The organism is Kiritimatiellia bacterium (genome assembly GCA_025054615.1).
Lineage (GTDB): Bacteria > Verrucomicrobiota > Kiritimatiellia > CAIVKH01 > CAIVKH01 > JANWZO01.
On record JANWZO010000006.1, the window covers coordinates 94,573 to 116,057 of the forward strand.

The window sequence follows — 21,485 nt, forward strand, 5'->3', positions numbered from 1 at the left end:
GATGCGATCTTATTCGACAGCGTTTTTTTGTATGGCCAGCTTTGACTCTTACTCGGTATTTGATCGCTCCACAATTCGACTGGAATGAATGGGACGCCTACACGGATTCGATCATCGATTGTAGAGACCATCCTCCATGATCTTGCGAGCCCCTCAAAACCTCTACAAAAGATTAGATCTTTAGAGACGTCGTCGCTCGAACGTTCAAAAGAAATTCGGCGAGTGGTTCGCAGGTTTGCATTCAACAAGTGGACGCCACGCTAGTATTCTGCTCTTCGATTTTTCGCGCTTGAACCTTCTGGCTGACTCCAAGGCGCAGCGCATTGAAAATTAATGGCTAACTGACATTAGACACAGAGCCGTACGGGGCTCGTTACTTCGCGCGCACGATGGTGCCGGGCGCAGGGTTTTTCTCGCCGTCGCCGATCACCTCGGCGTAACTTACCTTTTCGGACACGCGCACGATTTTTAATCTGCCGATTTCCCCACCTTCCTCGACGCCGAGGATTTCACCGGTTGCCGGATCGATCAGCTCTTCGCCTTGCTCCACCATCACAAGCTCCTGCCCTACTTCGACGCCGAATTCGCTGCCGCGGTTGATAATGATCTGGCCGTTTTTCGCCACCTGCACCACGTTGCCTTCAAAGGGCATCTCCTTCATCTTCCCCGCCAAAAACGCGACGGCCTGATTGATAACATCCTGGGCCGCCTCCCCCATGGGTGTTTTTGCAAATCCACCCAGTTCACCGCCAAATCTTCCAGCGTAGCCCACTCGCAACCCCATGCTGCCAGCCTTGCCGGTCACCCTCTCTTTGGCCACAATCTCACCGGTCGTGGTATCGGTCAGCGTGATGATGACCGTGAGCGTGGCTGAACTTTTCGCACCCCCGACCCGAAAACCGCCGATGTTGATGCCCGCATCGCCGCCGGACGTGTTTTCCCTCGCTTCGACGATCGCACCCGAAGCAATATATTTGGCCGGTCGAATTTTCCCGGTTTGCGCCACTTTCTGAGCCTTGGCCATCCGCCCGCTCGCGGCGAGGTCTTGCTCCTCAATGATGTCTTTTAGTTGTTCGCGCTGAACGACCACGAAACGTCCGGAATCGAACAGCGCCGATTCCAGCATGACCGTAAGGTTATCGCCAAGATTCCATTGCCCATGCCAGCCGGACTCGTTTCGAAAACCTTTTACTCCGATGGCATGTTTGAGGCCCTTGTACTCCCCCAGATTCATCTGCGCGTTGCCCGACTCGGTCTTGGTCCCAGTCCCCCAGATGGCGCAGGCGGTATTACCTGAAATCAGAGAAAAAATGGCGCCTAAGAGAAAATAATTGACGGCTTTCATAACACCTCCTGAAATTCAAATACCAAGTTCGCAATCATCGATCAAGCCTCCATCGGCATCTTTTCGTATCGAGTTGAAGCCAGGGCGCGTTTGCGCGATGGTGAAGTCATGTTCGGCGGACTGACCATTGCGCGTCCTTATGGGATTCCAATCAAGCTGCATTGGACGCTGCTGATTTTTCTGCCCTTCATCGCCTTCAACATGGCGGAGACACTGGGGGTCCGGTCGGCCGGCTGGGGTTGGCTCGCGGCCCTGGGGCTCCTCGCGAGTGTTGCCCTGCATGAGCTAGGGCATTCCTTGGTTGCGCGCGGGCGCGGTTATCCGGTTCGCGACATCGTGCTGACGCCGATTGGCGGAGTCGCTTTCCTCACCCGGTCGCCCCGCCGACCGACGGATGAACTGGTGATTGCAATCGCCGGACCGGTCGTGAGCATCGCTCTTGCCGTGCTTGCTTGGGCCGCCTCCCCGTGGTTTCTTGCCGCGGGCGCGTCGCATCTTGCGAACACCATCCATTTCCTGGGATCGATCAACCTTGCCCTGGCAGTGTTCAATATGTTGCCGAGTTTCCCGATGGATGGCGGACGTGTTTATCGCGCCTGGCTGGCCAATCGAGTCGGCCGGCTAGAGGCCACGCGGCGAGCGGTGCGCCTGGGCAGGATCTTTGCCGTGCTGTTTGCGATCGTCGGTCTTTTCTCAACGAATCTGTTGCTGGTGGTGATTGCTTTTGTTGTCTGGCAGGCGGCCTCGGCGGAGTATCGCATGGTTCAAATGCAGGAGCGGCCTCCCTATCCACCGTTTGCAGGGTTTATTGATCCCTTGAGCGTATTCCAGACGCCAGCGAACCGCCGGGGGCCCGAGATTGTCGATGTCGAGGTCGGACCGCCTCCCTACAAGCGCTGAGCCTTGGTTTAGATACGGCGCGAAATTTCCATCCTATGGAATCGCCGCGGAATTTTTTTACATACGATGGAACTTTCCAGATACTTTTGCCATGGCATCGCAGACTTTCTCGAGCGGCCCAGAGCTGGCGGATGTGGAAACCGCATCCGCGTCCTATGCCGCGCGGTTTGCCGGTGACGTGGGCCGGTGGATGCTGGAGCGGCAGGAGCGCCTGGTGCTGGAGGCGTTGCAGAGGGCCGGTGCGCGGAGCGTGCTCGATGTGGGTGGCGGCCACGGACAGCTCGCCCGGCCGCTCGCGGACGCAGGATACGACGTCACGGTTCTAGGAAGCGAGTCGATATGCGCGGCCCGAATCGCGGACCTCGTTCAATCGAACCGATGCCGTTTTGTCGTGGGCAGCGTCATCGCGCTTCCGTTCGCCGATCGGTCGTTTGACGCGGTCGTGACGGTCCGACTCCTGGCGCATTGCGAACGCTGGCGGATGCTGATCCGGGAATGCGCGCGGGTGGCGCGGCGAGTGGTCATCGTCGACTATCCGGTGGCCGGCGGCTTCAATTTGCTGGCGCCGTTCCTGTTCGAAGCGAAGAAAAAAATCGAGCAAAACACCCGGCGGTGGCGAAATTTCCGGCATGGGGAGGTCGCGGAGGCGTTCCGGCAGTTCGGATTCGAACCGGAGCGGCGGACGGGGCAGTTTTTCTGGCCGATGGGCCTTCATCGGGCAATCGGCCGGCTCGGCGTGTCAAAAGCCTTGGAATGGGCTCCGGAGCGACTGGGCGTTTCCGCGCGATTCGGAACGCCGGTGATCGCCGCCTACCGGCGAACTGACCGCCGTGGGGACGGGTTCGGGCTTGAAGCCGGGTTCACCGGCGCCTAGGTTGTCATCATGAGCTGGATGGGCTTGAATTTGGCGGACTGGTTTGTCCTCGCGTTTATGATCTTCGGTCTTACAGGGGGCATCCGCCGAGGGCTCTCGGGCGAGCTTACACGGATGTTGATCGCAGCCGGCTGTGTTGCCGCGGTTTGGCGTTTTTCGCGGCCCGCAGCCGACTGGGTCTCTACTCAAACTGGATGGACAGGCTCGGCCGCCCTTTTGACGGCGGCCGGAGCAGTGCTTCTGGCCGCGTATTTTTCGTTGACGCTCCTGAGGCTCGCAACCGCGGCTGTCTTTCAGTTCGCGTTCAAGGGCAGCGCTGAAAAAATTGGGGGCGCGCTCTGTGGGCTGATTCGCTCCGCCCTGGTGGCGGCACTGGTGCTGACCCTTCTGAGCGTGTTGCCGCATGAGCCGCTTCACCGCCATGTGGCCGTCGAATCAAAGATCGGACGCGCTTTGTACGCATATACGGCGCCATGGCTCGATCGAATGGCCGAGAAGGTGCCGGAGTTGAACCTTCCGCGCCGCGAGACCTTGCCCGACGACCCGCCCATTGACTGGCTCGAAAACGACGGGACTTCCTGGGATGCGGCGCCCCTAGGGCCGACGAAAAACTGAATCGCGGACATGGCGATCTCGCGCAAGACGGTTGAGGAAATCCGTCAACGAATCGACATCGTGGAACTGATCGGCTCCTATGTCTCTCTAAAGAGAGCCGGCGCGAATTACAAGGCGCTCTGCCCGTTTCACAAGGAAAAGACGCCGTCATTCATTGTCAATCCCGCGCGCCAGATTTTCCATTGTTTCGGATGCGGCGCAGGCGGCGACGCCTTCAAATTCATCATGCTCCATGACAACGTTTCGTTTTCCGAGGCCGTCCGGCTGCTCGCGGCGCGCGCGGGTGTCCCGGTCGAATTCGGAGGCGAAGAACCTGCTGCCGCCGGTCATAAAGATTTGCTGTTCCGGATCCACGACGCGGCGGCAGCGTTTTTCCGCGAAATCCTGCTCAGGAGTCCTACGGCAGACGCCGCCCGCGAATATTTGCGCCGGCGGCAGCTCGATCCGGAGATGGTTGACAGCTTCGGGCTCGGCTATGCGCCGGACGCTTACGACACCATGGAACGGCTCGCCAAAAAGCATGGTTTTCCGCTCGACGCGCTGGAGGCGTCCGGCCTACTCGCCCGAACCGAGTCTGGCAGGCGTTACGACCGGTTTCGGAATCGGCTGATGTTTCCAATCCGCGACCCTGGCGGCCGGGTGATTGCTTTCAGCGGGCGCACGCTGTCCGAGGATGACAAGGTGCCAAAATATCTCAACAGTCCCGAAACGCCCCTGTTCCGAAAAAACCGCACACTGTATGCGCTGGACCGGGCCCGGAAGGCGATCATCGAGCGGGGCGCGTGCCTGCTCTGCGAGGGGCAAATCGACGTGATCCGCTGCCACAGCGCCGGCTTCCAGCACGCGGTGGCTGCTCTGGGCACAGCCGTGACGCAGGAGCACGCCTCCCTCCTCAAGCGCTACACGGACCGCGTCATCCTGCTGATGGACGCCGACGCCGCGGGGCAGGCCTCGGCGCTGCGCGCCGCGGAGCTCTTTCTGGAGGCCGAACTGGACGTGGAATTTGTCTCGCTTCCACCCGGCGAAGACCCGGACAGCCTTATCGTCAAGCGCGGCGGGGCCGCCCTGCAGGAGTCGTTGGACCGGGCGCGGGGACTGGTGGACTACCTGGTCGATGTGGCCGCCCGAGAGACGGACCTTGCAACCGACCGCGGGATCGGAATAGCCGCTCGCAATTCGCTCCGCGTGATCCGGAGGGCGGCCGGTCCGATTATGCGAACCCGGCTCGTTCGCCGGCTTTCCGAGCGGTTGAATATTCCCGAGCATCGACTCATGGAAGAGTTGGATCGGCTGGAATCCGGCACGCGGACGGATGATTCCAAATCGGCCGAGCCGCCGCAGACCGCAACTCCGCTGCCGCCGGAGGAGTGGGAACTATTATGGCTTCTGGCGCACCGCCCGGACACGGCCGACCTCATCCGGCGCTATGTCTCGGCCGAGCACCTCGCTGACGAACGGACCCGCACGCTGCTGCCGGTGTTGTTGGAACATGGCGATCTCCTCGCCGCGGCACGCGCAGCGGGACGCGACTGTGTGGACGTGGCGAGCGAAATTCTCACCGACGCCAAACGCCCGGACAGCGACGAACAAGCCGTTGAGCGTGCCGCACAGGACCTTATTGTAGCTATCCGGCGAAAAGCACTGGAGCGAGCCCTACTGGCCGCCCAGCGGGCGCGCGAGCGAGCGGGCGCGGCGGAGCGCGAACAGCTCACTGAGGAAATTGCCAGCTTCAAATACCAACTGCACGCGCTGCGCGGCGGCTGGGAACGGGCCTCCCAGATTTTGGACTTGTTGTGACCCGCTCAAAAACTCCGCGCAAGCCCTTGACGAATTCGCGGTTCTCCCTACTATGCTGCTCCTTTTAGGTATAATAGGTGAATTCTATCATAGCGTGGAATCTGGAATGGCCAAATCCTCATCGTCCAAGTCCAAAACAGCAAACAAAACAGAGTCGGCTCACGGCGAACAAGTTCCTGCGCAAGCGTCCGCCCCCGCGGATGTGCCCGATGTAAAAATTCAAGTCAACCGCGAGGAACGCCAGGCAAAGATCAAGCAGTTGGTCAAGCTGGCGCAGGACCAAGGATTCATCACCTACGACGATATTAACGAGATTATCCCTGAGACCGTTGTCAGCCCCGAGGAATTCGACGCGATTCTCATCCTCCTCCGGGGCATGAACATCGAAGTTGTTGAGTCTGACGACGAGGCGGTCAAACTCCGTGCGGAACAGGAGGAGAAGGCGCGGGCCGCTCAGCGGCTGGATTCATTGGACGACCCCGTTCGCATGTACCTCCGGCAGATGGGCCAGGTGCCCCTGTTGACCCGCGAACAAGAAGTGGAAATTTCGATGCGCATTGAAGAGGCGGAGATCAACGCGCGAAAGCTGTTCGGCCTCTTTGGATTCGCCAAGGACGCCTACTATGCCGTCGTGCAGCGCCTCGAGGACGGCCGCGAGCGGTTCGACCGGATCGTCAGCGACAAACATGTCGAAAGCCGAGACCGCTACATGAAAGCCCTTGTCCGCCTCCGGAGGGAGACGGAGCGGCAACACGAGCTCGTCGGAAAAAAATTCCTCGAGTGGCAAAGCGCCGGCCCTTCCAAGCAGGAGCGCGACCGAAAGCGCCGAGCCTTTGAACAGGCGCGCGACAAATTGGCTTCGTTGCTCGATCAGCTCCATTTCAAGCAGAAGGCCATCGAGGACTTCGTTACTGTCGCCGACGAGCGGTACCAGATTTTGAAGAACCTCCTCGACGAGCTCAAAAAGTACAGTTCGTCCAAGGCGAAGAACGCGCCGGAGGTCATCAAGGAAATCCGCAAGAAGATTCAGCAGTTTGAATTCGAGGAGCGCATGACCGCCGACGAGTTCCAGGCCCATTACAAGGAACTCAAGACCTGGCTTCGGAAGGGGCTTCGCGCGAAGACGGAAATGGTCGAGGCGAACCTTCGGCTCGTCATCTCCATTGCCAAAAAGTACACCAACCGCGGGCTCTCTTTCCTGGACCTGATCCAGGAGGGAAACATGGGGCTGATGAAAGCGGTCGAGAAATTCGAATATCGCCGAGGTTACAAGTTCTCGACCTACGCGACATGGTGGATCCGCCAGGCGATCACCCGCTCGATCGCGGATCAGGCTCGGACGATCCGCATTCCGGTGCACATGATCGAGACGATTAACAAGCTGATGCGCGTCCAAAAGGCCCTTGTCCAGGAGCTCGGCCGCGAACCCACGCCGGAAGAAGTGGCCGAGGAAATGAACCTGCCGGTGGAGCGCGTTCGATCTGTCCTCAAGATGGCCCAGCAGCCTATTTCGTTGCAGAGCCCCGTTGGCGACAGCGACGACACCTCATTCGGCGATTTCATCGAGGACAAGACGGCGGAAAATCCGTCGGAAATGACCGCGTTCAGCCTGCTCAAGGAACGGCTCCAGGATGTGTTGAAAACATTGACCGAACGCGAGCAGGAGGTGCTGACCTTGCGTTTCGGTCTCAACGACGGCTACTCGCGCACGCTCGAGGAAGTCGGACGCAAGTTCCAGGTCACCCGCGAGCGAATCCGCCAGATCGAGGCCAAGGCGCTGCGCAAATTGCGGCACCCCACCCGGCTCCGCAAGCTCGAGGGTTTCCTGGAGGGTGGAGAATAGCAGGCTTCGGCCCGGCGAGAGCCGCTGGCTGCTCCGTCGACCGAGCGGGACGCCAGCAGGTCCGCGAATTTCGATCCCAGTTAGTGGTCAAGCGCGGCGCGCACGGCGGCGCCTAAGGCCTCGGTGGTGTAGGGCTTCTGGATCGTTTGCCGGATGCCGAGCTTGCGCGCCTCGACGATCCTCGACAAATCGGCAAATCCGCTGACAAGGACCGCCGGCTGGCCGGGGCGAATTTCGATCAACTTCTTGAACGTCTCCACGCCATCGAACTCGTCGCCCAGAACCAGATCAATCACCACCAGATCGATGCGCTGTGACTCGTCCCGGATCGAACTTTCGAACAGCCGGACGGCTTCACGGCCGCTCGAGGCCCCGATGACCTCGTAGCCGAGATTGGACAGGATTTCACACGCACCGCGTCGGTGTTCGGCATTGTCATCCACGACCAAAATCCGTTCCGCCCCCGTATAATCGGGACGCAGAGAAAGAATTTCCGCACCCGACTCGACCGGCAAATAAACAGCGATGAGGCTCCCTTTTTCCGAGTTCACGCGGGCATCCAGGAACCCGCCGTGGTCGGACACAATTCGGTGCACAAGGGCCATGGACAGCCCGCTGATGAAACGCCAGCCGCCACGCCGCGTCAGATAGAACGGTTCGATCAGCCGATCCAAGTCCTGGTTCTCCCATTCCGGCCCCGTGTCCCGGAATGCAATGGACACGTATTCACCCGGTTTGCCGGAGCCATATCGACCGATGGAATGCTCGAGCTGCTCGGCCGCTGTCTCGACGCTCACGATGCCTCCGCGCGACACCCGGTCGGCGCAAAGCGCCAGCAGGTGGAAGACGCACTTCTCCAGCGCCTTTTGCGACCCGTACACGGCGGGCAGCAAGGGGTCCAGGCGCAGTTCAATGAGGGCCTTGGTCCTGTACCCAAACATTCCGCGATTTTGCGCATCGCGGACGCAGCGTTCGATCAATTCATTCAGGGAGACTGCCGCCTTTTCGTAGGATGTCACGCGGCCGATCGCCTCGAGATCGGCTAAGGCGGCACGCGCCCTTTCGATCTGGTCGACCGCCGTGCGCAGCGGCTCGAGCACGCTGTGTTCTGCCGGCAGAACATGCCGGATCGAGGCCAAGTGCTCTAGGGCGGGATCCAGCAATTTTTTCAGCTCCTCGGCGGCGCCGACCGCGAGTGTGGCCAGCGAGGCCATCCGTTCGGATCGAATGAGCAAATCCTGCATCTCGCGGCGTCGCGCCTCCACTCGCCCGCGCTCCTCCGCAAGGGCGCGCCGTAGGCGCTCCGCATCCAGGACGGTCTTTAGTCGATGGGCGACTTCGTCGGGGTCGGCCGGTTTCGCGATGTAGTCCGAGGCGCCCGAGCGCAGTGCGTCCATCACATTTCGGATGCTCGCGTGACCTGTGATCATGACAACGGCCGTCTCAGGCCATTCGGACTTGATCCGGCGAAGTACGTCGATGCCGTCCATATCCCCAAGGACAAGGTCGCAGAGCACCAGGTCCGCACGGCGGGTTCTGAGCATCTCGAGCGCCTGCTGTCCGCCGGAAGCAACCAGCACCGAGAACCCCTCGCGCGAAAGATCAGCCGCGAGACCGGTGCGAACGAGTTCGTCGTCGTCGATGACGAGTATGGTGGAGTTCATGGATTTACCTCTCGCAAGGGTAGCTCGACGATGAAAGTCGCCCCGCGGCCGACCTGACTTTCGACCGTGATTTTCCCATTTTTACTGCGGATCAACGACTCGGCCACGCTGAGACCCAAGCCGGTGCCTTTTGTTCCCTTTGTCGTAAAGAACGGAAGGAAGATACGGCTCAGAATGTCCGGCGGGATCCCCGGCCCCGTATCCGAAATGCGGATCGTGCCGGTTCGGGCTCCGGCCTCGCCCACCAACGTGATCTGCCCGCCGTCGGGCATAGCGTCCCGGGCATTGATCAGCAGATTCAGCAGCACTTGGATCAGCTCCTGCCGAGGGATCGCAAGAATCATGCGCGACGCAGGGAAACGGCTTTCGACAAGGATTTTCGACTTTTTCATCGGCTCGGCGAGGAGCTGGAGAACGAATTCGGCGCATTCGCGCGCATCGGCGGACTCGACCGATTTTTCGCTCGACCCCAGGTAGAGCAGCTTGCGCACCAACGACGCGATGGATTCGATGCCGCGTTCAACCATTTGGAGGTTGTGTTGCGCGGACGACTCCCCAGGCAGGGCCCGACCGATCGCCCGCACATGGCTCAACATGCCCTGCAGCGGGTTATTGATTTCGTGGGCGATCCCCGCCGCAAGCAGGCCGAGGGAATTCAAACGGTCGGCCCGCTCCATGATTTCCCGTTGCTCCGCTCGGCTTCGAAGCTGTTCTTCCTCCGCCCTCTTGCGCAGCACCATGTTCGCCAGAAGCGAACAGAAGACCACCACGATTTCCTGGACGATTGAATCCGGCGGGGCGCGGCTGATCGCCGTGTCGTTGCAAAAGGCGCCAATCACCTCTTGGGCGCTGGACTGAATGGGGGTAATCGCCACCCACCCGGGCGGAAGTTCTTCAATGTGGTCTGTCCGCCAGACGCGATGTGGTTCGACGGACAATATCCATCGCTTCTCATGAGAGCCGCGGGGTTTCAACCGTTCACGCCAAACCTCATCGACGGCGAACACGAGCTTGTGTTCATCCGTGGTCTCGCCTTGGAGTCCGGTTCCGTATGTGCCATGCAGTCGGTCGCCCTCCAGAACAAGAATGCCACAGCGTTCCAGGCGCAACCGTTCGCGGGCAAGTTCGACCGCCCGCAGGTAGAGCGCGTCTTCTGTCGGGCAGGCGAACAGGTCGTCTGCCATGGCCAGGACCGTGCGAAGCCCCTCCAGGAGCGCCTGCTGCGCCTGTTCGGCCTGCTTGCGCTCGGTGATGTCGAGGACAACGCCTTGGTAATGGGACACTTTTCCGTCCGCTCCGCGCCGCGTCCAGGTGCGATCCTCGACCCATCGCACTTCGCCGCCCTTTTGGATGATTCGGTATTCCTGGATGTAGTTGTCGATCCCTCCCTCGGTGTAGTGGCGCACTTCGTCCGCCACACGCGCCAGGTCATCGGGGTGGATAACCTGTGCGTAGGGGATGCGGCCGCTGGTCAAATCCTCGGCGGAGTATCCCCACTGCGCCACATTTTCGGAGACATACTCGACTGGCCATCCTGGCTCATTGCGCCAGAGAAACACTATCGCGGGACCGCGCGAGATGATGTGTTCCAGTTCTTTTCGGCGGGCCTGTTCGCGCTGAATCTGCTCCGCCTGCTCCTTTTCGCGCGAGATGTCCTCGGCAACGCTGACAAGATGGGTTATTTCGCCCGCGGAGTTGCGAATCGGCGAAATGACTGTCCGCACCCAGAAGAGATCGCTGTTCTTGCGCCGGTTGAGTATTTCGCCGCGCCATTCGTTGCCCGCGAGAATGGTGGCCCACATCTGCTGATAGAAGGCAGGGCCGTGCGCTCCCGAGCGGAGGATCCGCGGCGTCTGCCCAATCGCCTCATCCAGCGTATAGCCGGTGATTTCGGTAAATCTCGGATTGACATATTCAATTTTACCAGCGCGGTCGGTGATGACCACCATGTGAGGGCTCTGTTCCACCGCTCGCGAGAGCTGCCGAATCCTCTCCTCCTTTGCCCGCGATTCCGTGATGTCGCGCGCGATACTCAGCGTGCCAACAACAGCGCCCTGACGCTCCCTCAACGGAACGATTGTGACAGAGGCCCACGTCTCGCGTCCGTCCAGCCACTCTTCCCGCACGGCCCTGCCGACGATCGGTTTGCCGCTTCGGATGACGGCTTGTTCCTCTCGCCGGAGGAACTGGGCGCATTCTTCGGTGTAAAAATCAAAATCACTCCGACCGACCACTTCGTCCGGACGAGACAGTTTGAAGGTTTCTGCAACGGACCGACTCGCGCGAATATAGCGGCTGTCCAAATCCTTGAACGAAATTCGGTCGACCGAACTCTGCATCAAGGATTCGATGAGATTTCGTTCCTTGATCAATTCCTCGTTCAGCCGCAGGCGCTTGGTCAATTCTTCGATCGTGTCTCGCGCCATCTGGCGGTAGATTTGCAACGCGAGGAAGGCCATGACCCCGGTGATGGTGCAACTCACGACCACCGCGTTGAGGCGCGACTGCCACACCGGCATCGTGGGGAAAAACCGTTCCTCCAACCCCTTGTAAAGCAGCATCAGCAGCGCTGTGATAGCGACGGTCACCGACACGGGCTTGAGGTATCCCGCGCGACGCGGGTCCCGAATCCACGAAGTGAACCGATAAACGAACGGAAGCATCAAACGCCTCAAGCCATGTTAGGACCACCTCGTGAGGGAGGCAACCGCACAGGTGGCGCACCGCGCACTAACTGGCCGATTCGCGCTCCAGTCGCGACAGGGCAGTTTCCAGCGCGTGCCAGGGCATTGTAGCGCATTTGACGCGGATGGGAAACGATCGCACGCCACGGAGGGCCGCGAGTTCGCCGAGCTCGCTCTCTGGCAATTCAGGACCGCCCCGCATCATCCGGATGAAGTCGCCGGCGAACCGCTTGCATTCGTCCACCGTGGCGCCGTACGCCCGTTCGGCCATCATCGAAGCGGAGGCGGTGCAGATTGCACAACCCTGAACGTCAATAGCGATATCCTCCACCTTCCGGTCACGGAGGCGGGCCATAAGTTTGATGCGGTCGCCGCAGACGGGATTCTCCTCGTCCACAATCGCCTCTCCATCCGGGATGGGTCGCCTTCGGCGAGGGTGCCGATAATGATCCAGGATGATGTCCTGGTACAGATCATCCAGTTCCACGGCCAAAAAAGTCCCTCGCGCGCAAGAGCGATCGCGCCAGCGCGTCAATTTCGTCTGTCGTATTGTAAAGGTACATCGAAGCGCGGCTCAGGGCTTGGACGCCCAGTCGCCGAAGCAGAGGCTGGGCGCACATGTGTCCGGCGCGAATCGCGATGCCGTCGCGGTCGACAAAATGCGCAAGGTCATGGGGATGAATTCCTGCCATCTCAAAGGAGATCGCGCCACCGCGCTCCGGCGCGCACCCGTAAATGGTCAGGCCGGGAATCTCAGCGAGTCGCATCCTCGCATGGGCAGCCAATTCGCGCTCGTATTCGTGAACCGCCTCGAGCCCAAGATTCAGCAGATACTCCGCCGCGGCCCCAAGTCCGACGGCGCCCGCAATATTCGGCGTTCCCGCCTCGAACTTGTGGGGCGGCTCAGCCCATGTTGACTCCGGAATCGTGACCCGGCTGATCATCTCGCCGCCGCCGAGAAAAGGGTCCATCTCGTCGAGGCGCTCCGCTTTGATGTAGAGGGCGCCGATCCCAGTCGGCCCGCACATTTTGTGGCCGGAAAAGGCCAGAAAATCGCAATCGAGCGCCTGAACATCGACCGGCATGTGCGGCACGCTCTGGGCGCCGTCGACCAGAACCGCGGCGCCGACCGCACGAGCGCGCCGACTCAATTCCCGAACCGGATTGACCGTCCCCAGCACGTTTGAGACGTGCGTGAAGGCGAACAATTTGACGCGCCCGGTGAGCAGCCGATCAAACGCGTCGAGGTCCAGCTCACCGCGATCCGTGACCGGCACCGCCGCCACAGAGGCGCCGACTCGCCGGGCGAGCATCTGCCAGGGCACGAGGTTGCTGTGGTGCTCCATCTCAGTTACGAGAATGACGTCGCCGGCGCCAATGTGGCGATCGCCCCACGCGTGAGCCACCAGATTGATCGCCTCGGTCGCTCCGCGCGTGAAAACGACGCAGCGCTCTTCGGGCGCGTTCAATAGGCGAGCCACCGATCGTCGCGCCTGCTCATACGCGTCAGTCGCCTCCTCCGCGAGGCGGTGAATGGCGCGATGCACGTTGGCATTCGACTCGAGGTAAAAGCGTTGCATCGCGTCGAGAACGGCGCGCGGCTTCTGAGACGTGGCGGCATTGTCCAGGTATATGAGGCGCCGCCCGGGGTACACCTCGCGGTCCAGGATCGGGAAATCTCTCCGAACCGCGGCGACATCGAGGCCCCTTGCATGCGCTGGCGGCGCTAGATTCATGGGCGGCTCAGACCTTCAGGAAAATCCGATCTCCTTCGACCTTCAAGTCATAACGCCGGATCGGCCGAACCGCCGGCAGGCTCAAATTTCGTCCGGTCTTCAGGCAAAAACGAGCGCCGTGCAGAGGACATTCAATCTGATGGTCGGTCACCTCGCCGTGAAACATCGACGCCTTCTGGTGACTGCACCACACGCTGATGGCGTAAAAGCCGTCGCTTCGGCGGAAAATACCAATCTGGTGGCTACCTCCTAAATCGACCATTTTCCGATCGGTCTGGTCGAATTCGGACACCCGGGCGACTTCCTGCCACTCGCTCATACAGCATCTCCCACCTTTCGGCGGACGTCTTCGCGGACCCGCTCGCGCATGAACTCGTATGGCACACGCGCGATCACCTCTTCGAAAAAGCCCATGACGAGCATCTGGCGGGCCTCCGCGTCGGACAGGCCGCGCGCCCGCAGATAAAATAGTTGATTCGGGTCGATGTTCCCGATCGTGGCGCCGTGGCTGCATTTGAGATCGTCGGCGTCAATCTGCAAACCGGGTAGTGAATCGGCGCGCGCGCCCTCGCTGAGGATCAGATTGTTGTTCATCTGGTAAGCGTCGACCTTGATCGCGCCCGGGGCGGCTTCGATGATGCCCTGATATACGGAATGCCCGCTGTCCTTGACAGCCCCCTTGTAGAGGAGGTTGCTATAGGTATGAGGGGCGGAGTGAAGTTGGAGAGTTTTCTGGTCGACGCGCTGATTCCCGCTCGCGAAAAACAATCCGCTCATGAAGGCATTCGCGTTGGGCTCGTGGACGTCGCAGGAGACCATCATCTTGCTGACCCGGCCCCCCAGTAGCAGCGTGACCCATTCCACACGGGCGTCGCGTTCCGCTCGCACCCAATCCTCCCCAATGTGATAGGTTTGGCCCCCCCACTCCTGGAGCGATGCCGAGCGCAACGAGGCGCCCGCGCAGGCATACAGTTCCCGGGACGAGATTGCCAGCAAGTCTTTGTCGGCGGGCGATTCGTAATGTTCCGCGAGAGTCAAGCGACCGCCGCGGTCAACGATCGCGAGCAGACGCGGCACGACAGCTCGGCCGGCATGAGCATGCGAGTACCGAACGAAAACACCGCGATCGACGCCGCGATTCGGCGGCACGTAGATGAACAACCCGATTTGCCAAAAGGCATCCGCAAGCAGGCTGAATTTCCGCGCCTCCTTGACGCGGGCCGGCCCTTGCAGATAGCGACTGACCAGCTCCGGGTGCTGAACAGCCGCATCCGCGAGCGTTGTCACCACAATCTCGCCCCGGGCAATCGCGCCTGAGGCATCCAGGATAGACAGGGCCTCGTCGCCCACACTCACCACCACATCAAACTCCGCATCCCAAGGTCCGGGCGCGTACGCGCTATCCTGGCGGGCGGGAACCGGGGCTGGGGAGAACTGTTCAAACGGAAACAGGGACGGGTCAGTCCGCCTCCATTCGTCATCCCGCGCGGTGGGCGCGGGAAGTTCCAGATAGGCCGCGAAGGCGGCGTCCCGCTTCGATTTTAGAAGCGGCGGTTCGGCCACGCGGGGACGCGCACCCTCGCTGAAGCCGGGGATGACGTGGGCAAGACTCTCAAGTTGTGCCGTGGTCATAAAGTCCTCCGATCAGCCGACACTGTGTTCCAGCTTGATCTCCAGAAGCTTGACCGCTTCAACGGAAAACTCGAGCGGCAGCTCCTTAAACACCTCCTTGCAAAAGCCGTTGACGATGAGCGAGGTGGCGCTCTCCTCATCGATCCCTCGGCTCTGTACGTAGAATAATTGTTCTTCGCTGATCTTCGACGTCGTCGCCTCGTGCTCCGTGATCGCGGTCGAGGTCTCGGCCTCGATTACGGGATAGGTGTTGGCCGTGCACTTGCTCCCGATGAGCATGGAGTCGCAGCAGGTGTGATTTCGCGCGTGCAGGGCGGTGGGGAGAATTTGCACGAGACCCCGGTAGGTGTTCACCGATTCGCCGGCGGAAATTCCCTTGGAAATGATCGTGCTCTTCGTGTGCGCCCCGATGTGAATCATTTTCGTGCCGGTGTCCGCCTGCATTTTCTTGTTGGTGAAAGCGACGGAATAAAATTCACCAACGGAATGATCCCCCTCGAGGATTACGCTCGGATACTTCCACGTGATGGCGGCGCCGACCTCGACCTGCGTCCAGGAGATTTTAGAATAGCGGCCGCGGCAGTGCCCGCGCTTGGTCACAAAATTGTAGATGCCGCCCTGGCCCTGCTCGTCGCCGGAATACCAGTTCTGCACAGTCGAATATTTGATCTCCGCGTGGTCGAGCGCAATCAGCTCCACGACCGCCGCATGGAGTTGGTTCGTATCGCGCATCGGCGCGGTGCAGCCCTCAATGTAGGACACGTAGGCCCCCTCCTCTGCGACGATCAACGTGCGTTCGAACTGCCCCGTATCCCGCGCGTTGATGCGGAAATAGGTCGAGAGTTCCACGGGGCACCGGACGCCTTTGGGGATGTAGCAGAAGGAACCGTCGCTGAAGACCGCGGAGTTGAGCGCGGCGAAGAAGTTGTCGCCGGGCGGCACCACGGTGCCCAGATATTTACGAACTAGCTCTGGGTGGTTTTGGATTGCCTCGGACATCGAACAAAAAATGATTCCAAGCTCCGCGAGCATTTCGCGGTGCGTGGTGGCAACCGACACGCTGTCGAACACCGCATCCACCGCCACGCCCGCCAGTCGCTCTCGCTCATGGAGAGGCACGCCGAGCCGCTCAAAGGTTTTCAACAGCTCGGGATCAGCCTCGACACCTCCCGCGGACGCCGATTTGGGGGCCGAGTAGTAGCGAATGTTCTGATAATCGATTGGCGGATAGTTAACCTTGGCCCAATGAGGCTCCTTCATCGTCTGCCACTTTCGGAAGGCCTTCAATCGCCACTCGGTCATCCACTCCGGCTCATTCTTTTTCGCCGAAATGGCCCGAATGATGTCCTCGTTCAGGCCTTTGGGCAGCTCGTCGGTTGGGATGTCGGTGACAAAGCCGTACTGATACTCCTGAACCAGCTTGCTATCGGTTTCGAGTTTGTGAGCGGTCTCCGCCGTATTCATGCCATCTCCCTCCGCAGACTCGTTAGACAAGGACTTCTTTGCCAAATCGGTCGCGAATCCAGTCATACCCGTTGAGCTCGACCTCCTTGACTAGTTCGGGGCCGCCGGAGAGCGCAATCCGGCCGTCGATCAGGACGTGCAGATGATCAGGCTTGATATAATTCAGAATCCGCTCGTAGTGCGTGATGACCAACAGCCCGAAATTCGGGCCGATCATCCGGTTCACTCCTTTGGCGACAATCCGCAGCGCATCGATGTCCAAACCGGAATCGGTCTCGTCGAGGATCGCCAGCGAAGGCTTCAGCATCAGCATCTGAAGAATTTCCATTCGCTTCTTCTCGCCACCCGAGAACCCGTCATTCAAAAACCGGTTCAAAAACTCCTCATTCATTTCGAAGAACTTCAGATTTTCCCGAAGCTCCTTCAAAAATTCAGCGGGCTTGACCGCATCCTTCCCAAATCGGGCTTCGGCTGCGCTCTTGAGAAATTTGGCCACGCTGATCCCGGGGATGGCCACCGGATACTGAAAGGCCAGGAACAAGCCCAGACGCGCGCGCTCGTCCGGCTCCAGCTCGAGGATGTTCCGCCCGCGAAAGATCACCTCGCCTTCGGTAACTTCATAGGCCGGGTGGCCCATAATCACGCTGGACAATGTACTTTTGCCCGACCCGTTAGGACCCATCAGGGCATGGATTTCTCCGGGATTGATCACGAGGTCCACGCCCTTGAGGATTTCCTTCTCTTCCGTTCTCGCGCGAAGGTTTCGAATTTCAAAGAATGGCGTCTGATCGGTCGTCATATTTCATCTCCTCTCTCGTCAACGTGCCGCCTGACTGCGAATTTATTGCATCGCGTCCGGCGCCTGAGCCTTACAAATCAAATCCCAGTTCAAGCCTCACCTCTTCCGACATTTTGTCCGGTCCCCACGGTGGGTCCCAAACCACATTCACCTTGGCGTCAGTGATGCCCTTCAAGCTTTTCAGCGTGTCCTTGACCTGGTGGATTAAGTAAGGGCCGTAGGGGCATCCGGGCGACGTCAAGGTCATGTCCACCTCGAGTGACGGACCACTTATGCGGATATCGTAAACGAGACCAAGGTCGACAATATTCATATGCAGTTCCGGGTCAAAAATGCCGCGAAGGATTTCGCGGACCTGGTCCGGCGTCCACACCACATCGTTTGAGGGCATGCCAGCCCCCTCCGACGGGGCGCCCGTCTGCTCTGGCGATATGGAATCTTGAAGTTGATCAGTCATCGAACCATTCCCTGACTGGAAAAGCCACGAAATTGCTCGAGCGGAATTGAATAGATGAACTGCTGCAGCCGAGATTGCATCGCCTGCATCGGCTCTCGGATCGTACAATAACAAAGTTGATCGCAATCCGACGGATTTGCCTGGCAGTCCGTCAATCGGATCGGACCCTCCACGGCTTCGATGACCATTCCCAAGTTTAGGCTCTCGAGCGGCCGTGCCAGCCGATAACCGCCGCGCACGCCGGGCGTGGACTGTACAATCGACGCCCGCGCCAGCGCCTGAAGAACCTTGCCCAACAATTCAGCAGGAATCTGATAGCGCTCGGCAATGCCCTTCGACGAACACCACTCGGATGGCTTCGCCTCAGCCATGTGCAGGATCGCCATCACCGCGTATTCCACCCGTTTGGTCAACGACAGCATAATTCCGGACAAATTTTGTCTGCATTTCGTTAAAAAAAATCGAAATAGTCAGAGGAACTTATACTTTTTATCCCCCCTCATGTCAATGGTCGAGCATTGGTTAAATACGATTGAGCTGACAGCCTCAGCTGCCATGTTTGGCGTGATATGGATGGTTCAACTCCTAGTCTATCCGTCATTCCGCGACGTAAGGTCTGACAAGTGGGAATTCTATCACAGACGCCACACGAGGCGGATCACCTTCCTAGTCGCCCCTCTGATGCTCCTGGAAGCTGTCGCCGGCATTGCACTCTGGATTCAAGCGGAGGTCCTTTCTGTCGCACGATGCGGAGCGATCGGCTGTCTCGCGATACTGTGGCTTTCAACTTTTTTTATTCAAGTTCCTCTGCACCAAGTCGTTGAAAGAGGTTTTGCTCTTACAGCCATCGAAAAATTGATACAAACGAACTGGATCCGAACCGTTGCGTGGACCCTCAAGCTGATTTTTGTACTCGTAGATTACACACAACACTCCTAATGGCCACTAGCTTGATCGAGTATCGGTAGCGGCGAGGAAGTGCGTCGGGGCCTGCCGGAATCGATAGGGAGTTCATGCTTTCTCGCATTCGTTCTGGGTCCCAATAAATAATCTGCCGTATGCCGGTACCTACCTCCGAGGGGTCGTGACATTCCGAGTCGGGACAAGTCGACCCGTTTTCGAAGCTGACCCGTCGAAAAGAAGGTCTGCGGTGGAAATTTCCAACTTTTTTCATATTCTGAACGAAATGAAGGAGTAACCGAATGATTTCCGACCCGCGAATCCGAAAATTTGCGCAACTGCTCGTCCATTATTCCATTTATGCCCGCAAGGGCGAAACCATTGGAGTGGAGGGACCCGACACCGCCGCGCCCCTCATTCAGGACGTATATGAAGAACTTCTCAGAGCGGGCGCTTTTCCCGTCATTCGGATGGTACCGGCCGCCGCCACCGAAATTTTTTTCAAACACGGGCAGCCGGAGCACTTTGACACCGTGCCGCGGTTCGAAACCGCGTATGCCAAAGCCGTGGACGGCACCATCCGAATCATGGGCAGCACGAACACCCGCGCGCTCTCCAGCGTAGACCCCTCGCGGATCGCGCGTTTCACAAAAGCCCGCCGACCGGTCCGCCGAATCCTTCTCAGAAAAAAGTGGTCGCTCACGCTCTTCCCCACCGAGGCTTATGCACAAGATGCGGAAATGAGCCTGTCGGAATTCGCTGAATTCGTATTCCGGGCAAATCTCCTGCACCTTGAGGACCCTATTCGCGGCTGGCAAGAGGAGGAAAAAAAGCAGAAAAAGCTTATTGCCCGTCTACGCAACGCGAACGAAATCCGGATCGTGGGCCCTGATACGGACCTTCGCATGTCGGTCAAGGGGCGAACCTTTGTCCCCTCGGTGGCCACCCACAACGTACCCAGCGGCGAAATCTTCACCGGTCCCGTGGAAGATTCCGTCGAGGGCCATATCCGGTACGACTTTCCCGTTTGCGAAGGGGGCCGAGAGATCGATGGCATCCGATTGGTCTTTCGCAAAGGCCGCGTCGTGGAGGCCTCCGCCTCCAAGAATGAGGAATATCTGCTCAAAATGCTGGATATGGACGCGGGCGCCCGGCGGCTCGGCGAACTTGGGATCGGCACCAACTACGACATTCAGCGTTTCATCAAGAATATTCTGTTCGACGAGAAAATCGGCGGCACCGTGCACCTCGCCCTCGGGGAATCCTACCCTGAGACTGGCGGCCGAAACAAATCGGGTCTCCATTGGGACATGATCAAAGACCTCCGCCGAGGAGGCGCGATCTATGTGGATGGGCGGCTGTTTCAGAAAGACGGGCAATTCGTGGAATGATCGGCCGCCGGCCAAGCCGCCGCGGAAAAATTGTTTTTCCGCGTCGCGATGCGTTTGATAGGACTGCAAGCGCCAAAAGGGGTTGCTGCCGATGATTCCTCGATACTCGCGGCCCGAGATGAGCCGCATCTGGACCGACGAGCACAAATTTTCGATATGGCTCAAGGTCGAGCTGCTCGCCTGCGAGGCGCTGCACCGGCTCGGCCAGATTCCCGACCGGGATTTCCAGAACATCGTCAAAAAGGCACGATTCGATACCGCGCGCATCGAGGAAATCGAGCGCGAGGTCAACCATGACGTCATCGCGTTTCTCACCTGTGTGGCTGAAAACGTCGGACCGTCCGCCCGCTTCATTCACAAGGGCCTCACCAGCTCGGACGTCATTGACACCGCGCTGGCCGTCCAGATGGTGCAAGCGGCGGACCTGCTGATCAGCGACGTGAAGGCCGTGCGCAGAGCGGCCGCCGCTCAGGCGAGGCGGCACAAATACACCCCGATGATTGGCCGGTCTCACGGCGTACACGCTGAGCCAATCACCTTCGGCCTCAAAATGGCGTTGATGTATGATGAATTCGGCCGCGTCCAGCGCCGCCTTGAAATCGCACGTGAAACCGTTCGGGTCGGTCAACTGTCCGGGGCGGTCGGCACCCACGCTCACCTCGACCCCCGCGTCGAGGCATTCGTTTGCAAAAAACTCGGCCTGAAACCGGCGCCCATCTCAACCCAGATTCTCCAGCGCGATCTCCATGCGGAATACTTTTCCGCCCTTGCGCTGGCGGCGTGTTCCATCGAACGGTGGGCCACCGAATTTCGCCACCTCCAGCGGACGGAGGTTCGGGAGGTTGAGGAGTTTTTTGCCGAGGGCCAGAAAGGCTCCTCCGCGATGCCGCACAAACGCAATCCCATCCTGGGCGAGCGGCTTTGCGGACTCGCGCGCCTGGTTCGAAGCTACGCGATCGCAGGGATGGAAAACGTTGCGCTGTGGCACGAGCGGGACATCTCCCACTCCTCGGTCGAACGCGTTGCGCTGCCGGACGCCACCATCGCGCTCGACTACATGCTCGACAAACTCGCGTTCCTCGTTCGGACACTCACCGTGTATCCCGATGCAATGCGAAAAAACCTTGAGCTGACCCGCGGATTGATCCACTCGCAACAGGCCCTGCTCCTGCTCACCGAAAAGGGCATCAGCCGCGAGGTGGCATACCGGGTCGTCCAGCGCAATGCCATGCGCGCGTGGCGGACGGGCGAACATTTCAAGGACCTCCTCGCCGCAGATCCCGAAATCGCAGACAAGGTTACGCCTGAGGATCTCGACACGGTATTCGACATCTCGATCCATTTCAAACACGTGGACCGCATTTTCAAAGCTGTGGGGCTCTAA

The 21,485-nt window shown here is 59.6% G+C and carries 18 protein-coding genes; 7 read left to right on the forward strand and 11 right to left on the reverse strand.

From position 1 onward, the window contains the following. Positions 1-373: 373 nt before the first annotated feature. Entirely contained in the window at positions 374-1,345 is a 972-nt protein-coding gene (locus NZ740_04400; GenBank protein MCS6771247.1) for a CsgG/HfaB family protein, read from the reverse strand. Between the two features lie 90 nt (positions 1,346-1,435). Here NZ740_04400 and NZ740_04405 point away from each other — a divergent pair, with 90 nt between their 5' ends. The 5 genes from NZ740_04405 to rpoD all read left to right on the forward strand — a co-directional run bounded on the left by NZ740_04405 (position 1,436) and on the right by rpoD (position 7,374). Next, positions 1,436-2,245: a site-2 protease family protein gene (locus NZ740_04405; GenBank protein MCS6771248.1), complete on the forward strand. Its 810-nt coding sequence runs from the start codon at positions 1,436-1,438 to the stop codon at positions 2,243-2,245. Positions 2,246-2,336: 91 nt separating this feature from the next. Then, on the forward strand, positions 2,337-3,119 hold the full coding sequence (locus NZ740_04410; GenBank protein ID MCS6771249.1) for a class I SAM-dependent methyltransferase: 783 nt from the start codon (positions 2,337-2,339) through the stop codon (positions 3,117-3,119). A 9-nt stretch (positions 3,120-3,128) separates the two neighbouring features. After that, entirely contained in the window at positions 3,129-3,734 is a 606-nt protein-coding gene (locus NZ740_04415) for a CvpA family protein (protein MCS6771250.1), read from the forward strand. A gap of 9 nt (positions 3,735-3,743) precedes the next feature. Further along, entirely contained in the window at positions 3,744-5,531 is a 1,788-nt protein-coding gene (dnaG, locus tag NZ740_04420) for a DNA primase (protein ID MCS6771251.1), read from the forward strand. A gap of 106 nt (positions 5,532-5,637) precedes the next feature. After that, entirely contained in the window at positions 5,638-7,374 is a 1,737-nt protein-coding gene (rpoD, locus tag NZ740_04425) for an RNA polymerase sigma factor RpoD (protein ID MCS6771252.1), read from the forward strand. 80 nt (positions 7,375-7,454) lie between these two features. Here rpoD and NZ740_04430 read toward each other — a convergent pair whose 3' ends face one another. The 10 genes from NZ740_04430 to NZ740_04475 all read right to left on the reverse strand — a co-directional run bounded on the left by NZ740_04430 (position 7,455) and on the right by NZ740_04475 (position 18,232). Beyond that, a complete protein-coding gene (locus NZ740_04430; GenBank protein MCS6771253.1) occupies positions 7,455-9,038 on the reverse strand; it encodes a response regulator in 1,584 nt (527 codons plus the stop codon). Further along, on the reverse strand, positions 9,035-11,701 hold the full coding sequence (locus NZ740_04435) for a PAS domain S-box protein (protein MCS6771254.1): 2,667 nt from the start codon (positions 11,699-11,701) through the stop codon (positions 9,035-9,037). Before NZ740_04435 ends, NZ740_04430 begins: the two co-directional genes overlap by 4 nt. A 67-nt stretch (positions 11,702-11,768) precedes the next feature. After that, the gene (locus NZ740_04440; GenBank protein MCS6771255.1) at positions 11,769-12,209 is read right to left on the reverse strand and encodes an SUF system NifU family Fe-S cluster assembly protein; all 441 of its coding nucleotides are present in this window, start codon (positions 12,207-12,209) and stop codon (positions 11,769-11,771) included. Continuing rightward, on the reverse strand, positions 12,196-13,458 hold the full coding sequence (locus NZ740_04445; protein MCS6771256.1) for a cysteine desulfurase: 1,263 nt from the start codon (positions 13,456-13,458) through the stop codon (positions 12,196-12,198). The genes NZ740_04440 and NZ740_04445 overlap by 14 nt, the downstream gene beginning before the upstream one ends. 7 nt (positions 13,459-13,465) lie before the next feature. Then, complete coding sequence (locus tag NZ740_04450; protein ID MCS6771257.1) at positions 13,466-13,777, reverse strand: non-heme iron oxygenase ferredoxin subunit; 312 nt, start codon at positions 13,775-13,777, stop codon at positions 13,466-13,468. Next, entirely contained in the window at positions 13,774-15,090 is a 1,317-nt protein-coding gene (gene sufD, locus NZ740_04455) for a Fe-S cluster assembly protein SufD (protein ID MCS6771258.1), read from the reverse strand. Before sufD ends, NZ740_04450 begins: the two co-directional genes overlap by 4 nt. A 12-nt stretch (positions 15,091-15,102) precedes the next feature. Further along, positions 15,103-16,554 carry a Fe-S cluster assembly protein SufB gene (gene sufB, locus NZ740_04460; GenBank protein MCS6771259.1) on the reverse strand — a complete coding sequence of 484 codons (1,452 nt, stop codon included), beginning with the start codon at positions 16,552-16,554 and terminating at the stop codon, positions 15,103-15,105. Between the two features lie 22 nt (positions 16,555-16,576). Next, the gene (gene sufC, locus NZ740_04465; GenBank protein MCS6771260.1) at positions 16,577-17,353 is read right to left on the reverse strand and encodes a Fe-S cluster assembly ATPase SufC; all 777 of its coding nucleotides are present in this window, start codon (positions 17,351-17,353) and stop codon (positions 16,577-16,579) included. Between the two features lie 70 nt (positions 17,354-17,423). Beyond that, on the reverse strand, positions 17,424-17,810 hold the full coding sequence (locus NZ740_04470) for a metal-sulfur cluster assembly factor (protein MCS6771261.1): 387 nt from the start codon (positions 17,808-17,810) through the stop codon (positions 17,424-17,426). Next, positions 17,807-18,232: an Rrf2 family transcriptional regulator gene (locus NZ740_04475; GenBank protein MCS6771262.1), complete on the reverse strand. Its 426-nt coding sequence runs from the start codon at positions 18,230-18,232 to the stop codon at positions 17,807-17,809. Before NZ740_04475 ends, NZ740_04470 begins: the two co-directional genes overlap by 4 nt. 780 nt (positions 18,233-19,012) lie before the next feature. Here NZ740_04475 and NZ740_04480 point away from each other — a divergent pair. Together NZ740_04480 and purB are read left to right on the forward strand one after the other, a co-directional pair. After that, the gene (locus tag NZ740_04480; protein ID MCS6771263.1) at positions 19,013-20,101 is read left to right on the forward strand and encodes an aminopeptidase; all 1,089 of its coding nucleotides are present in this window, start codon (positions 19,013-19,015) and stop codon (positions 20,099-20,101) included. A 91-nt stretch (positions 20,102-20,192) separates the two neighbouring features. Next, positions 20,193-21,485, forward strand: a complete 1,293-nt coding sequence (gene purB, locus NZ740_04485; GenBank protein ID MCS6771264.1) for an adenylosuccinate lyase — start codon at positions 20,193-20,195, stop codon at positions 21,483-21,485.

Excerpts from the sequence above, each read along its gene's own strand:
- purB (MCS6771264.1), top strand. The coding sequence starts at position 20,193 with ATGATTCCTCGATACTCGCGGCCCGAGATGAGCCGCATCTGGACCGAC.
- sufB (MCS6771259.1), bottom strand. The coding sequence starts at position 16,554 with ATGAATACGGCGGAGACCGCTCACAAACTCGAAACCGATAGCAAGCTG.
- NZ740_04480 (MCS6771263.1), top strand. The coding sequence starts at position 19,013 with ATGATTTCCGACCCGCGAATCCGAAAATTTGCGCAACTGCTCGTCCAT.
- sufC (MCS6771260.1), bottom strand. The coding sequence starts at position 17,353 with ATGACGACCGATCAGACGCCATTCTTTGAAATTCGAAACCTTCGCGCG.
- NZ740_04400 (MCS6771247.1), bottom strand. The coding sequence starts at position 1,345 with ATGAAAGCCGTCAATTATTTTCTCTTAGGCGCCATTTTTTCTCTGATT.
- NZ740_04475 (MCS6771262.1), bottom strand. The coding sequence starts at position 18,232 with ATGCTGTCGTTGACCAAACGGGTGGAATACGCGGTGATGGCGATCCTG.
- NZ740_04470 (MCS6771261.1), bottom strand. The coding sequence starts at position 17,810 with ATGACTGATCAACTTCAAGATTCCATATCGCCAGAGCAGACGGGCGCC.
- NZ740_04445 (MCS6771256.1), bottom strand. The coding sequence starts at position 13,458 with ATGAATCTAGCGCCGCCAGCGCATGCAAGGGGCCTCGATGTCGCCGCG.
- NZ740_04410 (MCS6771249.1), top strand. The coding sequence starts at position 2,337 with ATGGCATCGCAGACTTTCTCGAGCGGCCCAGAGCTGGCGGATGTGGAA.
- sufD (MCS6771258.1), bottom strand. The coding sequence starts at position 15,090 with ATGACCACGGCACAACTTGAGAGTCTTGCCCACGTCATCCCCGGCTTC.
- dnaG (MCS6771251.1), top strand. The coding sequence starts at position 3,744 with ATGGCGATCTCGCGCAAGACGGTTGAGGAAATCCGTCAACGAATCGAC.
- rpoD (MCS6771252.1), top strand. The coding sequence starts at position 5,638 with ATGGCCAAATCCTCATCGTCCAAGTCCAAAACAGCAAACAAAACAGAG.
- NZ740_04415 (MCS6771250.1), top strand. The coding sequence starts at position 3,129 with ATGAGCTGGATGGGCTTGAATTTGGCGGACTGGTTTGTCCTCGCGTTT.
- NZ740_04435 (MCS6771254.1), bottom strand. The coding sequence starts at position 11,701 with ATGCTTCCGTTCGTTTATCGGTTCACTTCGTGGATTCGGGACCCGCGT.
- NZ740_04430 (MCS6771253.1), bottom strand. The coding sequence starts at position 9,038 with ATGAACTCCACCATACTCGTCATCGACGACGACGAACTCGTTCGCACC.
- NZ740_04450 (MCS6771257.1), bottom strand. The coding sequence starts at position 13,777 with ATGAGCGAGTGGCAGGAAGTCGCCCGGGTGTCCGAATTCGACCAGACC.